Source organism: Streptomyces sp. NPDC053750 (assembly GCF_044544295.1).
Taxonomy (GTDB): Bacteria; Actinomycetota; Actinomycetes; order Streptomycetales; family Streptomycetaceae; genus Streptomyces.
This window is the reverse complement of the sequence record NZ_JBITXB010000004.1, coordinates 77,350-93,507: the sequence shown is the minus strand read 5'-3', so window position 1 is coordinate 93,507 and position 16,158 is coordinate 77,350. Positions and strand designations below refer to the sequence as shown.

The 16,158-nt window shown below is 70.8% G+C and carries 17 protein-coding genes; 10 read left to right on the top strand and 7 right to left on the bottom strand.

Annotated features, from left to right (window positions below; genetic code table 11):
• Positions 1-69 precede the first annotated feature (69 nt).
• Both ACIGO6_RS13100 and ACIGO6_RS13095 read right to left on the bottom strand, forming a co-directional pair.
• A complete protein-coding gene (locus tag ACIGO6_RS13100; RefSeq protein WP_399875048.1) occupies positions 70-846 on the bottom strand; it encodes a Clp protease N-terminal domain-containing protein in 777 nt (258 codons plus the stop codon).
• Positions 847-919: 73 nt separating this feature from the next.
• Positions 920-1,552, bottom strand: a complete 633-nt coding sequence (locus ACIGO6_RS13095; RefSeq protein WP_399875046.1) for a LysE family translocator — start codon at positions 1,550-1,552, stop codon at positions 920-922.
• 86 nt (positions 1,553-1,638) lie between these two features.
• Between ACIGO6_RS13095 and ACIGO6_RS13090 the strand changes: the two genes are divergently transcribed.
• Positions 1,639-2,787: a DUF2786 domain-containing protein gene (locus ACIGO6_RS13090; RefSeq protein WP_399875045.1), complete on the top strand. Its 1,149-nt coding sequence runs from the start codon at positions 1,639-1,641 to the stop codon at positions 2,785-2,787.
• 97 nt (positions 2,788-2,884) lie between these two features.
• On the opposite strand, the gene ACIGO6_RS13085 is transcribed toward ACIGO6_RS13090, so the two are convergent.
• Positions 2,885-3,439, bottom strand: coding sequence for a hypothetical protein (locus tag ACIGO6_RS13085; RefSeq protein WP_399875043.1), 555 nt, complete (start codon positions 3,437-3,439; stop codon positions 2,885-2,887).
• A 349-nt stretch (positions 3,440-3,788) separates the two neighbouring features.
• Between ACIGO6_RS13085 and ACIGO6_RS13080 the strand changes: the two genes are divergently transcribed.
• Positions 3,789-4,058 carry a DUF397 domain-containing protein gene (locus tag ACIGO6_RS13080; protein WP_077799099.1) on the top strand — a complete coding sequence of 90 codons (270 nt, stop codon included), beginning with the start codon at positions 3,789-3,791 and terminating at the stop codon, positions 4,056-4,058.
• Positions 4,059-4,149: 91 nt separating this feature from the next.
• On the opposite strand, the gene ACIGO6_RS13075 is transcribed toward ACIGO6_RS13080, so the two are convergent.
• Complete coding sequence (locus tag ACIGO6_RS13075; protein ID WP_399875041.1) at positions 4,150-4,641, bottom strand: ATP-binding protein; 492 nt, start codon at positions 4,639-4,641, stop codon at positions 4,150-4,152.
• A gap of 377 nt (positions 4,642-5,018) precedes the next feature.
• On the opposite strand from ACIGO6_RS13075, the gene ACIGO6_RS13070 reads away from it, so the two are divergent.
• The 6 genes from ACIGO6_RS13070 to ACIGO6_RS13045 all read left to right on the top strand — a co-directional run bounded on the left by ACIGO6_RS13070 (position 5,019) and on the right by ACIGO6_RS13045 (position 10,525).
• Positions 5,019-5,843, top strand: coding sequence for a helix-turn-helix domain-containing protein (locus ACIGO6_RS13070; RefSeq protein WP_399875837.1), 825 nt, complete (start codon positions 5,019-5,021; stop codon positions 5,841-5,843).
• Between the two features lie 80 nt (positions 5,844-5,923).
• Complete coding sequence (locus tag ACIGO6_RS13065) at positions 5,924-7,384, top strand: aldehyde dehydrogenase family protein (RefSeq protein ID WP_399875039.1); 1,461 nt, start codon at positions 5,924-5,926, stop codon at positions 7,382-7,384.
• 131 nt (positions 7,385-7,515) lie between these two features.
• Positions 7,516-8,061, top strand: coding sequence for a DinB family protein (locus ACIGO6_RS13060; RefSeq protein WP_399875038.1), 546 nt, complete (start codon positions 7,516-7,518; stop codon positions 8,059-8,061).
• A gap of 33 nt (positions 8,062-8,094) precedes the next feature.
• Positions 8,095-8,736, top strand: coding sequence for a PadR family transcriptional regulator (locus ACIGO6_RS13055; RefSeq protein ID WP_399875036.1), 642 nt, complete (start codon positions 8,095-8,097; stop codon positions 8,734-8,736).
• 89 nt (positions 8,737-8,825) lie between these two features.
• Positions 8,826-9,767, top strand: a complete 942-nt coding sequence (locus ACIGO6_RS13050; RefSeq protein ID WP_399875034.1) for an ATP-binding cassette domain-containing protein — start codon at positions 8,826-8,828, stop codon at positions 9,765-9,767.
• Positions 9,764-10,525 carry an ABC transporter permease gene (locus ACIGO6_RS13045; protein WP_399875032.1) on the top strand — a complete coding sequence of 254 codons (762 nt, stop codon included), beginning with the start codon at positions 9,764-9,766 and terminating at the stop codon, positions 10,523-10,525. Before ACIGO6_RS13050 ends, ACIGO6_RS13045 begins: the two co-directional genes overlap by 4 nt.
• Here the strand turns inward: ACIGO6_RS13045 and ACIGO6_RS13040 are convergent.
• Positions 10,515-11,984: a glutamate decarboxylase gene (locus tag ACIGO6_RS13040; protein ID WP_399875030.1), complete on the bottom strand. Its 1,470-nt coding sequence runs from the start codon at positions 11,982-11,984 to the stop codon at positions 10,515-10,517. The two genes, ACIGO6_RS13045 and ACIGO6_RS13040, sit on opposite strands and share 11 nt — an antisense overlap.
• A 99-nt stretch (positions 11,985-12,083) precedes the next feature.
• Here ACIGO6_RS13040 and ACIGO6_RS13035 point away from each other — a divergent pair, with 99 nt between their 5' ends.
• Positions 12,084-12,845 (top strand): MerR family transcriptional regulator, encoded by a 762-nt coding sequence (locus ACIGO6_RS13035; protein WP_399875029.1) that lies wholly within the window; start codon positions 12,084-12,086, stop codon positions 12,843-12,845.
• 34 nt (positions 12,846-12,879) lie between these two features.
• Here the strand turns inward: ACIGO6_RS13035 and ACIGO6_RS13030 are convergent, their stop codons facing one another.
• Positions 12,880-13,245: a YbjQ family protein gene (locus ACIGO6_RS13030; protein WP_399875028.1), complete on the bottom strand. Its 366-nt coding sequence runs from the start codon at positions 13,243-13,245 to the stop codon at positions 12,880-12,882.
• 134 nt (positions 13,246-13,379) lie between these two features.
• On the opposite strand from ACIGO6_RS13030, the gene ACIGO6_RS13025 reads away from it, so the two are divergent.
• Positions 13,380-14,258, top strand: coding sequence for a VTT domain-containing protein (locus tag ACIGO6_RS13025; RefSeq protein ID WP_399875027.1), 879 nt, complete (start codon positions 13,380-13,382; stop codon positions 14,256-14,258).
• A 118-nt stretch (positions 14,259-14,376) separates the two neighbouring features.
• Here the strand turns inward: ACIGO6_RS13025 and ACIGO6_RS13020 are convergent, their stop codons facing one another.
• Complete coding sequence (locus tag ACIGO6_RS13020; RefSeq protein WP_399875025.1) at positions 14,377-16,089, bottom strand: threonine/serine exporter ThrE family protein; 1,713 nt, start codon at positions 16,087-16,089, stop codon at positions 14,377-14,379.
• Between the last annotated feature and the right edge of the window lie 69 nt (positions 16,090-16,158).

Below are 16,158 nucleotides of genomic sequence, written 5' to 3'. Positions count from 1 at the left end.
GACAACGGCCCCGCCGTGACCCGGCCTCGGGCCGACCCTCATGCCCTGCGCAGGCCCGGCCTCAGCGCCTCAGCGCTCCTCCTGGCCGGCTTCCGTCTCCCCGGTCTTCTCGGTGACCGTGATGAACTCCGCCAGCACCTCGGTGACGTAGCGCTCGGTGGCCTCCTTGTCGAGGCCGAGCCCGCTGAGTACGCCCTCACCGTGCTCGTGCTCCAGCAGGGCGAGCAGGAGGTGCTCGGTGCCGATGTAGTTGTGGCCGAGGCGCAGGGCCTCGCGGAAGGTGAGTTCGAGGACCTTCTTGGCCGCCGGGCCGTAGGGCACCAGCTCGGGAACCTCCGCGGCGGCGGGCGGGAGCGCCGCGGTCGCCGCTTCGCGGACCGCGTCGAGGGTCACGCCCTGCGCGGCGATCGCCTTGGCGGAGAGGCTCTCCCGTTGAGTGAGCAGGCCGAGGACGAGGTGCTCGGGCAGGCCCTCGGCGTTTCCGGCGGTCTTGGCCGCGTTGTGGGCGGCCATCACGGCTTCGCGCGCGCGGGGCGTGTAGCGGCTGAAGCCCTGGCTCGCGTCCAGGTCGGCCGACTCCTTGGGCACGAAGCGTTTCTGCGCCGCCTGCCGGGTGACGCCCATGCTCTTGCCGATGTCCGTCCAGGAGGCTCCCGAACGCCGGGCCTGGTCCACGAAGTGTCCGATGAGGTGGTCGGCCACCTCGCCGAGGTGCTCGCCGGCGATGACGGCGTCCTGGAGCTGTTCGAGCGGCTCCGCGTGCACCTTCTTGATCGCGGTGATGAGTTCGTCGAGACGTACGGATGACGTGATGCCGGATGACGTGGTGCTCGGATTCGTCGTCATGTGTCAACCGTAGGTTGCGCTCTCGGGGGTGTCAACTGTCGGTTGACACCCCCGTGGCGGGCAGCCCGTACGGCTACTTCGGCGAAGCCACCACCAGCCGCACCGCCAGCCCCGTGAACACCGTTCCGGAGACGATGTTCAACCAGCGGTTCACCCGGGCGCTGCGCCTGAGGAGACTCGCCAGCCGGCCGGCCAGCAGCCCGACGCAGCCGTCCCACAGGAAGCCCATCACCACGAGCGTGCCGCCGAGCAGCAGCAACTGCCCGGGGACGTGCCCGAGCGAGGGGTCGACGAACTGCGGCAGGAACGCCACGTTGAAGAGGATCACCTTGGGATTGAGCAGGTTGGTGATCGCGCCCTGCCAGAAGGCGCGCCGCATTCCCGTGCCCCGGGGCGCCGCGTCGTCCTCGCCCGGCACCGACCGGTCCCGGAAGGCCTTCACCGCCAGGTAGAGCAGATAGGCGGCGCCCGCCCAGCGCAGTACGTGGTACAGCGTCGGCAGCGTCGTGAAGAGGGCCGAAAGACCGAGCGCCGCGGCGACCGCGTGCACCAGCATCGCGCAGGCCACCCCGAACGCGGCCATCACACCCGCCGTGGGGCCACCCCGCCCGCCCACCGCCACGATGAACATCATGTCGGGGCCGGGCGTGATGCACAGCGCGAAGGCGGCGACCAGGAACGCCGCGTAGAGACTCATGTCCACCATGCGTGCCATGCTCGACGGCGGATGGCGCGGCCCCGGCCGAATTCCGCGGAGTGAGACGGACCGGGGGAGCGTGGCACCATCGCCGGGTGAGCAAGCCCAGCACCGTCGACCGTGCCTTCGAGACCGCCCTGTACGACGCCGCAGACCACGCCCTCGACACCGCCGCCTCGCTGCTCGCGGCCGACCCGGGGGCGGACGCGGAACTGACCCGGCGCGGCGAGGAGTTCGTGGCCACGGCCTGGCGGCGTGGCTGGCAGCCCGCCGACCTCGTCCGCATCGTGCGGCGCGAGCTGGACGACGTCCACGTACGGCTGGTTGCGGCGCTCATCCGTTCCCAGGCCCCGCACGACCGCCCGCGCGGCCCCCGCTGGTCCGCGCAGCTCGCCGACGTGCCGGACCAGGCGCCGCCGCGCACGGACCGCTTCTCGCACGCCACCGCCGTACTCGAGCTGTACCGCCTGCTGCTGCGCCTGCCCGCGCTGGAACCCCTGGAGCAGGGGGCGCCGGGTGGGTCGGGTGAGGCGTCCCGCCGGGAGGGCCGGCCGGAGTCCCGCGCCCTCGCCCGCATCCGCGCGTTGCTCGCCAAGGCCGAGGCGACCGGGTATCCGGAGGAGGCGGAGGCGCTCAGCGCCAAGGCACAGGAGCTGATGGCCCGGCACAGCATCGACGAGGCGCTGCTGTCGGCCCAGGCGCCCTCGCCCGACGCCCCGGGCGCCTGCCGGATCGGGGTGGAGCCGCCGTACGAGCAGGCCAAGGCGGTGCTGTTGGACGCGGTGGCCGACGCCAACCACTGCCGGGCCGTGTGGAACGAATGCCTCGGCTTCTCCACCGTCGTCGGCTTCGAGGCCGATCTGGAGGCGGTCGAACTGCTCTACACCTCGCTGCTGGTGCAGGCCGAGGCCGCGATGACCAAGGCGGAGGCCGCCCAGCGTGCGGGCGGGCGCAAGCGGACCAAGACCTTCCGTCAGTCGTTCCTCGCCGCCTACGCCCACCGCGCGGGCACCCGGCTCCGGGCGGCGACGGAGGCGGCCACCGCCGAGACCGGCACGGCGGCCGACGTGGACCTCCTGCCGGTCCTGGCCTCCCGGGAGGTCGCGGTCGGCGAACACCTGGAGCGCATGTTCCCCGAGACGACCACGACGCGTCTGCGCGGTGCGGGCGACGCGGCGGGCTGGACGGAGGGCACCCGGGCGGCCGACCGCGCCCGGGTCGGGCACCGACGGCCGCTGCCCTAGGGGCTGGCCGCCGGGACAGGCCGTGGGTTCCGGGTGTGCGGTTCAGGGTGTGCGGGTCAGGGTGTGTGGTTCAGGGTGTGGGTTCCAGGTGTGCGGTTCAGGAACCGAGGCCGGTCGTCGGCAGGCCGGGGGGCAGCGAACCGCCCTCGGACTTCGTGTACGTCTCCGTCCCGAGGGCGCCCTGCCACTTCACCGTGAGCGACGTCCCGTCGACCGACTCCACCGTCCCGGTCGCCCGGTCCTCGCTGCCGTCGGTGCACGTGAGGCGGATCGTCCGGGTGCCGGCGTCCTCGCCGGCGGTGCCGCTGCACACCGTGCCGCCGGTGGCGAAGAGGGCGGCCTTGTCGCCGGTCACCATCAGCGCGACGGCGTCGCCACCGGTGGTGGCCAGCCAACTCCCCTCGATCTCACTGGCGGTGGCGGACGGCGACCCGCCGGTGCCGCCGCCCGGGTCCGCGCTCGCGGACGCGCTGGGAGCGGCCGAGGAGGTGTCGTCCTTGCCGGCGCCGTCGTCGGAGCCGCCGTCGTCGGTGCAGGCGGTCAGCGCCAGCGCACCCACCAGACCCACGGTCACGGCCGCCGCCCGGAAGGGCCGCCGCGCCCGGCGGCGCGGGCCGCCTCCGCCCGCTGCACGTGCAGTCGTACTCGTCACGCTCGCCGTGCTCGTCGTACTCTCCGCAGTCACCCACGTCACCGGAAGCTCCAAGCTGTAGCCGGACGGCCGGGTCGGCCCCAAGACAGCGCAAGCTACCAGGGCGACGTGCGAACCCCGGTTGTTGAATGTTCGGCGAATCTCGGGGCACAAGCGGGAACGAGTTCCTCGGAGTGGGCGTCAAAGAGGGCAGGGCTCGGTAAAGCGGTCGTCAAAGCTGTAACCGAGGGAGCACCGCGCGTGCACGTGCATTTGCTCATGCATCCGCACGTGAACAGGGTTATGATCCGGATCAGTTGACCACTGCATCAATGGCCACATCAGCCAGTGCACCACCGGGGAGCGACCTGTGGACCACGACGTGTACGACGTTGACGACGCGTCCGGCGTGTACAACGGCATGGCCGCCACACAGTTGCACGACGTGGCCTGGCAGAAGAGCCGGCACAGCAACTCGCAGGGCTCCTGCGTGGAATTCGCGCGGCTGCCCGACGGCGGCGTGGCGGTGCGCAACTCCCGCTTTCCCGACGGGCCCGCGCTCGTCTACACGCGCGCCGAGATCGAGGCCATGCTCCTGGGCGTCAAGGACGGCGAGTTCGACCACCTGATCGCGAGCTGATCGCTTCACACGCGTAGCGCCGCAGCCGTGCCGCGGTGAAGCGGCGCGGCTGCGGCGCGGTTCCACGCGGGTCAGGGCCGGTTCGTCCGATTCACCCGCTGTGTCGTCCGTCGCCACGCTGCAGCCGGAACAACGCCCAGACCACCTTGCCGTTGAGCGTGCCGGCGAGCGGGTGCCAGCCCCAGCTGTCGCTGAAGGAGTCGACGAGGAACAGGCCCCGGCCCGACTCCGCCGAGAAGTCGTCCGTCTCGCGGGCCACCGGGCTGTCGTGGCTGGGGTCGCGCACCGCGCACACCAACCGCTCCGTCCAGCGCATCAGATGCAGCCGGACGGGGCCGTTCTGGTCCGCGTGCCGGGGGGTGTCCGCGGGCAGCGCGTGCCGCAGGGCGTTGGTGACGAGTTCGGAGACCACCAGGCACACGTCGTCGAAACGGTCGCCCGTGTCCCAGCCGTCGAGTGTCCTACGGGTGAACCGCCGGGCCTCGCGCACCGCTTCGTAACGGGGTGGCAGGGCACAGGAGGCGGCGTTGGACACGGCCGCGGGGTCGAGTGGTGGAAGGCCCTGCCGTAACGGCTCGAGCATGGTCGATCCATTCGTCCCCATGCGAGGCACTCCCGGGAATTCGCGGTCGTAGCGATGCGGCGCGGTGGTGCGGGACCATGGTTTCGGATGCGTACCGCAGATGCAAGGGCAGATGCACGTGCACGTGACCGAAATGGACCTGCCCGTACCGCTTGTTGGTCAATTTTTCCGTCATCTTCGCCGCCCCTTCATCTCACCGGGTGACCACTTTCCGCCCCGTCGGTGCACGATCCTGCGCGCTTCCGTTGGCTCGATTCCGTTTCCGTAACCGGACGAGTACTGCTCGGAGTGTTTTAGTGGCAGACTTCGGCCCCTGAAGACGGTTGGGGAGGCTGGCGAACGTGAGCGCGGGAGAGCCCGGATCGGTGGTGCGGCGCATGCTGCTCGGATCACAACTCAGGCGACTGCGTGAGACACGGGGGATCACGCGCGAGGCGGCGGGCTACTCGATCCGCGCCTCGGAATCGAAGATCAGCCGGATGGAGCTGGGCCGGGTGAGCTTCAAGACGAGGGACGTCGAGGACCTGCTGACGCTGTACGGCATCACGGACGAGCAGGAGCGCGCCTCCCTGCTCTCCCTGGCCAAGGAGGCCAATGTCGCCGGCTGGTGGCACAGCTACTCCGACGTGCTGCCCAGCTGGTTCCCCACCTATGTGGGCCTGGAGGGCGCGGCCTCGCTGATCCGTGTCTACGAGGTGCAGTTCGTGCACGGCCTGCTGCAGACCGAGGAGTACGCGCGCGCGGTCGTCCGGCGCGGCATGAAGGGCGCCGGCGAGGCGGACGTCGAGCGGCGGGTGGCGCTGCGCCTGGAGCGGCAGAAGCACCTCGTCGCCGAGAACGCGCCCGAGTTCCACATCGTCCTCGACGAGGCCGCGCTGCGCCGCCCGTACGGCGACCGCGCGGTCATGCGGGGCCAGCTCCAGCACCTGATCGAGATGTCCGAACGCCCCAACGTGCGGCTGCAGGTCATGCCGTTCGGCTTCGGCGGGCACTCCGGCGAAAGTGGCGCGTTCACGATCCTGAGCTTCCCCGAGTCCGACCTGTCGGACGTCGTCTACGTGGAGCAGCTCACCAGTGCGCTGTACCTGGACAAGCGCGAGGACGTCACCCAGTACGAGACGGCGCTGAAGGAACTCCAGCAGGACAGCCCGGGGCCGGACGAGAGCCGGGACCTCCTGCGGGGTCTGCTCCAGCTCTCCTGACCGAACTCGCCAGAAACAACTCGCCTGAAACATAAGTACGATGACGCTCAATCAGGCCGGCTAGGGGATTGAGGGATCACATGTCGTCGTACTTCACCGACCTCGCCCAGCAGTACATCGACGGTGAGTGGCGCCCGGGCACCGGTTCCTGGGACATCATCGACTTCAACCCGTACGACAACGACAAGCTGGCCTCGATCACGATAGCCACGGTCGACGAGGTCGACGCCGCGTTCCGGGCGGCCGAGCGCGCGCAGAAGCAGTGGGCGACGACGAACCCGTACGCGCGCCGCGCGGTGTTCGAGAAGGCGCTGCGGCTCGTCGAGGAGCGCGAGGCGGAGATCAGCGACGCGATCGTCGCCGAGCTCGGCGGCACCCGCCTGAAGGCCGCCTTCGAACTGCACCTCGCCAAGGAGTTCCTGCGCGAGGCGGTCCACCTGGCGCTGGCGCCCGAGGGCCGGATCATCCCCTCGCCGGTCGACGGCAAGGAGAACCGCGTCTACCGGGTGCCGGTCGGCGTGGTGGGCGTCATCAGCCCCTTCAACTTCCCCTTCCTCCTCTCCCTCAAGTCGGTCGCCCCGGCGCTCGCCCTCGGCAACGGCGTCGTCCTCAAGCCGCACCAGAACACGCCGATCGTCGGCGGCACCCTGGTCGCCAAGATCCTCGAGGACGCCGGCCTGCCGGGCGGTCTGCTCAACGTCGTGGTCACCGACATCGCGGAGATAGGCGACGCCTTCCTGGAGCACCCGGTCCCGAAGGTGATCTCCTTCACCGGCTCCGACCAGGTCGGCCGCCACGTGGCCACGGTGTGCGCCGCCCACTTCAAGCGCTCCGTCCTGGAACTCGGTGGCAACAGCGCCCTGGTGGTCCTCGACGACGCCGACATCGACTACGCGGTCGACGCCGCGGTCTTCAGCCGGTACGTCCATCAGGGCCAGGTCTGCATGGCCGCCAACCGCGTCCTGGTCGACCGCTCGGTCGCCGACGAGTTCACCGAGAAGTTCGTCGCCAAGGTCCGCACCCTCAAGGCCGGTGACCCGCGCGACCCGTCGACCGTGATCGGCCCGGTGATCAACTCCTCGCAGGCGGACGCGATCTCCGCCGTCGTCGAGCAGGCGCTCGCCGAGGGCGCGACCGCCCTGGTGCGCGGCGCGACCACCGACAACCTGGTCGAGCCGTCCGTCCTGACGGGTCTGCCCGCCGACTCCGCGCTGCTCAAGCAGGAGGTCTTCGGGCCGGTCGCCTTCCTGGTCCCGTTCGACGGCGAGGAGGAGGCCGTACGCCTGGTCAACGACACCCCGTACGGGCTGAGCGGCGCCGTGCACACCGGCGACATCGAGCGGGGCGTGAACTTCGCCAAGCAGATCGACACCGGCATGTTCCACGTCAACGACGGCACCGTGCACGACGAGCCGATCGTCCCCTTCGGCGGCGAGAAGCACTCCGGCATCGGCCGCCTGAACGGCGACACCATGCTGGACGCCTTCACCACGCAGAAGTGGATCTCGGTGCAGCACGGCCGGAGCGGGTTCCCGTTCTAGGTCTCCCCGGATCTCCTCGCCCGAGATCTCCTTGCTTGTCGCGGGTCCTTGCGGACAGGAGTTGACCGCAAGGGCCCGTAGCTTCGTCGGTGCAGGGGAAAGCCCCCCGCAGCGGCGAAAGGCGGCCGGTCATGGTCACTCACGTGCGAGCCGAAGCGCAGGGCGACGAGCGCGGAGCGCTCCTGTCCTTCATCGACGAGCAGCGCGGCGGCATCCGCCGGTCGGTGCTGGGTCTGACGGACGAGCAGGCGTCGTCCCGGCCCAGCGCCGGCGAACTGTCCCTGGCCGGACTGATCAAGCACGTCGCCGAGGTCGAGCAGGGCTGGATCGCCCGTGCCAAGCAGGAGCCGCCGGCCGTCGCGCGGGACGAGTCGAACTGGCACGAGTGCTTCCGGCTGGTGGGCGACGAGACGGTCGCCTCGCAGCTGGAGTACTGGGAGAAGGTCGCCGCGGAGACGGAGGCGTTCATCCGCTCCGTGCCCAGCCTGGACGACACCTTCCCCCTGCCGAACGAGCCCTGGTTCCCACCGGAGGAGCGGGTGTCGATGCGCTGGCTGTGCCTGCACCTGATCCGCGAGACGGCCCGGCACGCCGGCCACGCCGACATCGTCCGCGAGTCCCTGGACGGCGCCTCAGCCTGGGACCTGGTGGCGAGGGAACAGGGCGCCCAGGCCTGAAGGGCCTGCCTGACAGGCCCTAACCTGGACCGCATGTCAGTGATCCGTCTCCTGGTGCTCGGCGCGGTCCGTCAGCACGGGCGGGCCCACGGCTACCAGGTGCGCAACGACCTGGAGTACTGGGGCGCGCACGAGTGGTCCAACGCCAAGCCCGGCTCGATCTACCACGCGCTGAAGCAGATGGCCAAACAGGGCCTGCTGCACGCGCACGAGATCGCGCCGTCCACCGCGGGCGGCCCGCCGCGCACCGAGTACGAGATCACCGAGCAGGGCACGGCGGAGTACTTCTCCCTGCTCCGGGAGTCCCTCACCGCCTACGACCAGAAGCCGGACGTGCTCGCCGCCGGGCTCGGCCTGATGGTGGACCTCCCACGCCAGGAGGTCCTCACCCTCCTGGAGGAGCGGATCCGGGCCATCCGGGAGTGGCGCGTGGCCGTCACCGAGTACTACACGCCCGAGGACGGCCCGGGGCAGCTCGGCCACATCGGCGAGATCATGAACATGTGGGTGCACTCCGCCGACACCGGCGCCGAGTGGACCCGGGCGCTCATCGAGCGCATCCGCGGCGGCGCGTACACGTTCGCCGGGGAGGGCGAGCCGTTCGTCGGCGTCCTGGCGGAGGGCGAGGAGAACCCCTTCGCGACGGGGAAGCGACCCCCCGAGGACCGCTGCTGATCGATCACAGCTAATCAAGTTTGACCAGACTGTCTGGTGGGGATACGCTCCGGAGCAAGTAGTCAAGTTTGACTAATTAAGGAGTGCCAGTGGCCGACGCGGCGATCACCGTCGAAGGGGCACACAAGAAGTACGGCGGCAAGAACGCTTTGGACGGGCTCGACCTGACCGTCACACGAGGCACGGTGCACGGCGTCCTGGGCCCGAACGGCGCGGGCAAGACCACCCTGGTCCGCATCCTTTCCACCCTGCTGCGGCCGGACGCCGGCCGGATCGAGGTGGCGGGCCACGACGCCGTCACCGACGCGTACGCGGTGCGCCTGCGCATCGGTCTGCTAGGCCAGCACGCGGCGCTCGACGAGGAGCTCGACGGCCGGCAGAACCTGGAGATGTTCGGCCGCCTGCACCACCTGGGCGCCCGGCGGGCACGCGCGCGTGCCGACGAACTCCTGGCGCGCTTCGACCTCACCGACACCGGACGCAAACCGGTCCGCGCCTACAGCGGCGGCATGCGGCGCCGCCTGGACCTCGCCGCGTCCCTGATCACCGAGCCGGAGGTGCTCTTCCTGGACGAACCGACCACGGGCCTCGACCCGCGCGGCCGCGCCGAGGTGTGGGACTCGGTCCGCTCCCTGGTGGGCGGCGGTACGACGGTCCTGCTCACCACCCAGTACCTGGAGGAGGCCGACCAGCTCGCCGACCGCATCTCGGTGGTCGACGCGGGCCGGGTCGTCGCCGACGGCACGGCCGACGAGCTGAAGGCGGCCACCGGCGGCGACCGCGTCGACGTCGTCCTGCGGGACGCGGGGCAGCTCGGTGCCGCGGTCGCCCTGCTGCCGCTCACCGGCGTCCGCGTCGACCCCGACCGCCGGCTGATCAGCGCCCCGGTCACCGACCGGATGGCGGCGCTCTCCGGCGTCGTACGGGCGCTGGAGGAGGCCGGCCTGGAGGCGGAGGACGTGGCTCTGCGCCGCCCGACCCTGGACGAGGTCTTCCTGCACCTCACCGACCGCACCAAGGAGGCCGTGTGACCACCTACGCCCTGACCGACTCCTGGACCATGACCCGCCGTGAGCTGGCCCGCTGGGCGCGGCAGCCGGTCGCGGTCGTCGTCAACCTGGTCTTCCCCGTCATGCTGCTGCTGATGTTCGGCTACCTGGTCGGCGGCGGCCGCGGCGTGAGCGGCGACTACGTCGACTACCTGGTCCCCGGGATGCTGGCGCTCACCATGGCCTTCGGCCTGGAGGGCACGATGATCGCCGTCACCCAGGACCTCAACAAGGGCGTCGTCGACCGATTCCGTTCCCTGCCGATGACCAATGGCGCGGTACTGGTGGGCCGTTCCGCCGCCGACATGCTCCAGTCGGCGCTCGGTCTCACGGTGCTGATCGCCGTCGGGTACGCGCTCGGCTGGCGGACCCACGGCGGCCCGGGCGCATTCCTGGGCGCGGTGGGCCTGCTCCTGCTCTTCCGGTTCGCGATGCTGTGGATCGGCATCTTCCTGGCCCTGGTGGCGGGCAGGCCGGAACTGGTGCAGGCGGTGCAGATCCTGGTCTGGCCGGTCGGCTTCCTGTCCAACGCCTTCGCCACACCCGACTCGATGCCCGGCTGGCTCGGCACGGTCGTCCAGTGGAACCCCCTGTCCCAGACCGCCACGGCCGTACGTGACCTGTTCGGCGGCCCCGGCGGGGAGCCGGGTCATGTGTGGGCGGCCGTCGTGTGGCCGCTGGCACTGCTCGCGGTGTTCTTCCCGCTGGCGGTACGGAGGTTCGCCCGCCTCAGCCGCTAGGGCCCAGGCCCTGGGCGGGCTTCACGGTTCCGCCCAAGTGGTGGAACCCGGTCGCCGTACCCCTGTCGCCGGTCAGCGGGTACGGCTGCCGGCGCAGCTCGGGCAGGAGCCGCTCCAGGTCCTCCAGGAGCAGGTCCGCCAGGTCGGCCGAGAAGCCGTTGCGGCACACCACGCGCAGCACGGACAGGTCCTCGCGGTGCGGCGGGAAGGTGTACGCGGGCACCAGCCAGCCGCACTCCCGCAGCCGCCGGGAGACGTCGAAGACGTCGTACGCCGTCACGTCGTCCGCCGTGGTGAAGGCGAAGACCGGCAGCTGGTCGCCCCGCGTCAGCAGCCGGAAGTCGCCGAGCGCCTCCACCCGCACGGCGAGGCTCCGGGCGATGTCGCGTGCGGTCTGCTGCACGACCCGGTAGCCCTCGCGGCCCAGCCGCAGGAAGGTGTAGTACTGCGCGGCCACCTGCGCCCCGGGCCGGGAGAAGTTCAGCGCGAAGGTCGGCATGTCGCCGCCCAGGTAGTTCACCCGGAAGACCAGCTCCTCCGGCAGGGCGTCGGCGTCCCGCCACAGCGCCCAGCCGACGCCGGGGTAGACGAGCCCGTACTTGTGGCCCGAGGTGTTGATGGAGGCGACCCGCGGCAGCCGGAAGTCCCACACCAGGTCCTCGTCCAGGAACGGCGCGACCATGCCCCCCGACGCCCCGTCGACGTGCACGGGGATGTCGAGGCCGGTCCGCTCCTGGAGGGCGTCCAGGGCGGCGCACAGCTCGGCGACCGGCTCGTAGGAACCGTCGAAGGTGGAGCCGAGGATGCCGACGACCCCGATGGTGTTCTCGTCGCACAGCTCTGCGGCGGCCTGCGGGTCCAGGTGGAAGCGGTCGCCCTCCATGGGGACCTGCCGGGCCTCCACCTCCCAGAAGGTGCAGAACTTCTCCCAGCAGACCTGGACGTTCACGCCCATGACGAGGTTCGGCCGGGCCGTGGCCGGGTACCGGTCGCCGTTGCGCAGCGCCCAGCGCCGCTTCAGCGCCATCCCGGCCAGCATGCAGGCCTCGCTCGACCCGGTCGTCGAACAGCCCACCGCCGCCGACGGATCGGGCGCGTGCCACAGGTCGGCGAGCATCGCCACGCAGCGCCGCTCCAGCTCGGCGGTGCGCGGGTACTCGTCCTTGTCGATCATGTTCTTGTCCCGGCACTCGCTCATCAGCACCCCGGCCTGCGGCTCCATCCAGGTGGTGACGAAGGTGGCCAGGTTCAGCCGGGCGTTGCCGTCCAGCATCAGCTCGTCGTGGACCAGCCGGTACGCCGTCGAGGGCGGCAGGGGCGCGTCGGGGAGGCGCTGTGCGGGCGGGGCCTCGGTCATGCCGCCGACGGGGTTCGCCGAGCCGTGGAACGGGTTAACGGCGAGCCGCCGCCGGTCGGTGTCGTCGTACCGGGGCGGGTGGTGCCCGTGGTGCAGTGGCATGCGTCCGACGGTAGGCGGGGGCACCCCGCCCCGCACCCGGGCTTGCACCTCACGTCGCGTGAGGAGGCAGCGTGGAGCGCGTCAGAGAAGGGAGCGGAAGTGAGCTACTCCGTGGGACAGGTCGCCGGCTTCGCCGGAGTGACGGTGCGCACCCTGCACCACTACGACGACATCGGCCTGCTCGTACCGAGCGAGCGCAGCCACGCGGGCCACCGGCGCTACAGCGACGCCGACCTCGACCGGCTGCAGCAGATCCTGTTCTACCGGGAGCTGGGCTTCCCGCTCGACGAGGTCGCCGCCCTGCTCGACGACCCGGACGCGGACCCGCGCGCACACCTGCGCCGCCAGCACGAGCTGCTGACCGCCCGGATCGAGAAGCTGCAGAAGATGGCGGCGGCCGTGGAGCACGCCATGGAGGCACGCAGTATGGGGATCAACCTCACGCCCGAGGAGAAGTTCGAGGTCTTCGGCGACTTCGACCCCGACCAGTACCAGGAGGAGGTCCAGGAACGCTGGGGCGACACCGACGCCTACCGCCAGTCGCAGCAGAAGACCGCCTCTTACACCAAGGAGGACTGGCAGCGCATCCAGGACGAGGCCGACGAACTCACCCGGCGCTTCGTCGCCCTGATGGACGCCGGGGAGCCCGCCGACTCCGAGGCGGCCATGGACGCCGCCGAGGACCACCGGCAGGGGATCGCCCGCAACCACTACGACTGCGGGTACGAGATGCACACCTGCCTGGGCGAGATGTACGTCTCGGACGAACGTTTCACGCGAAACATCGACGCCGCCAAGCCGGGCCTCGCGGCCTACATGCGCGACGCGATCCTCGCCAACGCCGTCCGGCACACCTCCTGAGCGGTGGTCGTGGCCCGGGACCCGCTCCCGGGGCTCACTCCCGGGTCACGACCACCGCCGTCCCGTACGCGCACACCTCGGTGCCCACGTCCGCCGCCTCCGTCACGTCGAAGCGGAAGGACAGCACCGCGTTGGCCCCCCGCGCGCGTGCCTGCTCGACGAGCCGCTCCATCGCCTGGTTGCGGGTCTCGACCAGCGTCTTGGTGAGTCCGCGCAGCTCACCGCCGACCAGCGACTTCAGCCCGGCCCCGATCTGGCTTCCCAGATGCCGGGAGCGCACGGTCAGCCCGAAGACCTCCCCGAGCACCTCCTGCACCCGGTGGCCCGGCAGATCGTTCGTCGTCACGACGAGCACCTCGGGCTGCGGGCCCTGGCCGCCGCCGTATTCTTCAATACCCATGGTTCTCAGGTTTCCCCGGGCAACGTCACAGCGCACCCCCAGGGCCCCCGTGGAACCTGGGACGACACGGCTGCGTTGTACGTTTGGGCAGTCAGGTCCAGCCCGCCTCCCCCAGCAGCAGGAGCCACAATCCCGTGACCACCCTCGCGCTCGGCCCCGAGTGGATCAGCCCGGATTATCTGATCGAGACCTTCGCTCTGCCCGGCATCCTGCTCATCGTCTTCGCCGAGTCCGGACTCTTCGCGTTCCTGCCCGGCGACTCACTGCTGTTCACCGCGGGCCTCTTCGTCGCCCAGGGCGAGTACATCAGCCAGCCGCTGTGGCTGGTGTGCACCCTGATCGTGCTGGCCGCCGTCATCGGTGACCAAGTGGGCTACATGATCGGCAAATTCCTCGGTCCCAAGCTCTTCAACCGCCCCAACTCCAAGCTCTTCAAACAGGAGAACCTGGACAAGGCGCATGAATTCATGGAGAAGTACGGTCCCAAGGCGATCGTCCTGGCCCGTTTCGTGCCGATCGTGCGCACCTTCGCCCCCATCGTGGCGGGCGCGGGCCGCATGCAGTACCGCACCTTCCTCACGTACAACGTCATCGGCGGCGTGGCCTGGGGCACGGGCGTCACCCTCGCGGGCTACTGGCTCGGACAGATCGAGTTCATCCGGACCAACGTCGAGCCGATCCTGGTCCTGATCGTCGTCGTCTCGGTCGTCCCGATCGCCATCGAGTACCTCCGCGAGCGCGGCAAGAAGAAGCACGCCGCCGCGACCGCCCCCCAGCCGCCGGCGGCCCAGCAGCAGCCCCAGTACCCGGTCATGGACGACGCCACGACCCAGCTCCGCCGCGTGGACCCCTACCAGCAGCCGCAGCCGCCCCAGCAGCAGTACGACCAGGGCTACGGAGACCAGTCCTACGGCCAGCAGCAGCCGTACGCCCAGCCGTACCCGCAGGGGTACGGACAGCAGCCTTACGGCGACCAGCAGGGCGGACAGTACCCCTACAACCAGGGACGCTAGTACTTCCCAGGGGCGCGGGGCCGTATCGATGTGCGGCTCCGCCGCGTGGGCGCGACCGGCCACAACGAGCCCGAAGCCGCCCGGGAACAGCACAACCCGAGCTCGTAGGCACCTCGCGCTAGAAGCCCCGCGTCCGCTTCGCCGCCCGCCGGCCGGCGGCACTCGCCGCCCCCGGCACCTTCAGGAACAGCCGCGAGATCTCCCCACCGAGGTTCACCCCGATCGCGATGGCCATCGCCAGCGCCACCGCCTTCGACAGCGACAGCAACCCCTCGTCGAGCTCGCTCTGCGCGATCGCCAGCAGCCCGAAGTACGTCGCCGAACCGGGCAGCAGCGGCCCGATCGCCGCGGTCGTGTACGGCAGCGCCGACGCGAACCGGTACCGGGACATCAGCTGCCCGAACAGGCCCACCAGCCCCGCCGCGGCGGCCGTGGAGGCCACCGGCGAGATGTCGCCGGCGTAGTGCATGGCGCCGTACACGCACCAGGCGACGCCCCCGTTCAGGGTCACCGCCAGCACGGTGGATCGTTCCTGCTGGAGCAGGATCGCGAAGGCCAGCGACAGCAGCATCGACGCGATGATCTGCACGACCGGCTCGTCACCGGTGCCCAGCTGGGCGTCCGGGTTGAGCTTGGCGCCCAGTTGGACGCCGAAGTACAGCACCACCAGCACCCCGGCGACGATGCTGACGAAGAAGTACATGACCTCCAGCAGGCGCGCGGCGGCGGTGATGTAGAAGCCGGTCAGGCCGTCCTGCACCCCTGCGACCAGCGCCCGCCCCGGCAGCAGCGCGAAGAGGCCACCGGTGATGACCGCGGACGCCTTCACCTCCACGTGCGTCAGGGTCAGCATGATGCCGATCGCGGCCGGCGGCATCGCGGCCACCGCGAACTGGTAGAACTCCGGCAGCCCGCGCCCCGCGCACAGCCACGCCAGCCGGTCGCCGAGCATCGCACCGATCAGGGCGGCGAAGAACACGATCACGTCACCGCCCACGAGCAGCGAGGCCGCGCCCGCGAGCAGTCCGCTCGCCGTGGTCAGCACCCAGGTGGGGTACGGGTGCCGGTTGCGGCGGATCTCGGCGAGGCGCCGGTAGGCCTCCTCCAGCGAGATGTGCGTCTCCGGGTCGCTGAGGTCGTCCACCAGTTGGAAGACGGCCGCGAGCCGCGTGTAGTCGGTGCCCCGGCGGCGCACCGTCCGCGACGCCGTCACCGGGTCGTCCACCAGGGACGGCTGGTGGGAGATCGACAGCAGGGTGAAGGTGACGTTCGGCTCGCAGCGGTCCAGGCCGTAGGACCGGCAGACGGCGAACATCGCCGCCTCCACGTCCTCCGCGCCCTCACCGCCGGCGAGCAGCAGTTCCCCGATACGCAGCGTCAGGTCGAGCACGCGCGGCACCGCGGGGCCCGTCTCGTCGTCGTGCCGGTGGACCGTCTCGGGCGCGGGCCGCTCGGCCACCGGCATGCGCAGCATCGCGCGCATCCGGTCCTGCCAGGGCACGTCCTTGGTCAGGCTCACCATCGGGATGCCGCTCGCCGGCGTGAACGCGGTCGGCGCGGTCCAGGCGCTGTACGTGCTCGGCGTGCTGAACGCCGACCCCTCGGCCTCGGCGGCCGGCGCCGCGGGCGCGTCCAGCCCTTCGGGCAGCGCGAACTCCGAGGTCGTCTCGGACTCCGTGCCGGTGTGCCGCGGGACGGCCAGCCCCTGCGGGATCTCGAACTCGGACGTCGTCGACGACTCACCGTCGGCCGGCGTCGCGACCCCACTGGGCTGTCGGAAGGCACTGCGGGCCTCGTCCGACTGCGGCTTGCGGTCCTCCGCCTCCGTCACTTGCGCAACGCTCCCTGGGCCCTCGTAGACACAGCCTCCTGTAGCCCTCAGTATGCGCACCCAAACGTG

What these genes read in the sequence shown, in the direction of transcription:
- ACIGO6_RS13100 (WP_399875048.1), bottom strand. Translation starts at nt 846, where the DNA reads ATGACGACGAATCCGAGCACCACGTCATCCGGCATCACGTCATCCGTA.
- ACIGO6_RS13095 (WP_399875046.1), bottom strand. Translation starts at nt 1,552, where the DNA reads ATGGTGGACATGAGTCTCTACGCGGCGTTCCTGGTCGCCGCCTTCGCG.
- ACIGO6_RS13075 (WP_399875041.1), bottom strand. Translation starts at nt 4,641, where the DNA reads ATGCTCGAGCCGTTACGGCAGGGCCTTCCACCACTCGACCCCGCGGCC.
- ACIGO6_RS13070 (WP_399875837.1), top strand. Translation starts at nt 5,019, where the DNA reads ATGCTGCTCGGATCACAACTCAGGCGACTGCGTGAGACACGGGGGATC.
- ACIGO6_RS13065 (WP_399875039.1), top strand. Translation starts at nt 5,924, where the DNA reads ATGTCGTCGTACTTCACCGACCTCGCCCAGCAGTACATCGACGGTGAG.
- ACIGO6_RS13060 (WP_399875038.1), top strand. Translation starts at nt 7,516, where the DNA reads ATGGTCACTCACGTGCGAGCCGAAGCGCAGGGCGACGAGCGCGGAGCG.
- ACIGO6_RS13055 (WP_399875036.1), top strand. Translation starts at nt 8,095, where the DNA reads ATGTCAGTGATCCGTCTCCTGGTGCTCGGCGCGGTCCGTCAGCACGGG.
- ACIGO6_RS13040 (WP_399875030.1), bottom strand. Translation starts at nt 11,984, where the DNA reads ATGCCACTGCACCACGGGCACCACCCGCCCCGGTACGACGACACCGAC.
- ACIGO6_RS13030 (WP_399875028.1), bottom strand. Translation starts at nt 13,245, where the DNA reads ATGGGTATTGAAGAATACGGCGGCGGCCAGGGCCCGCAGCCCGAGGTG.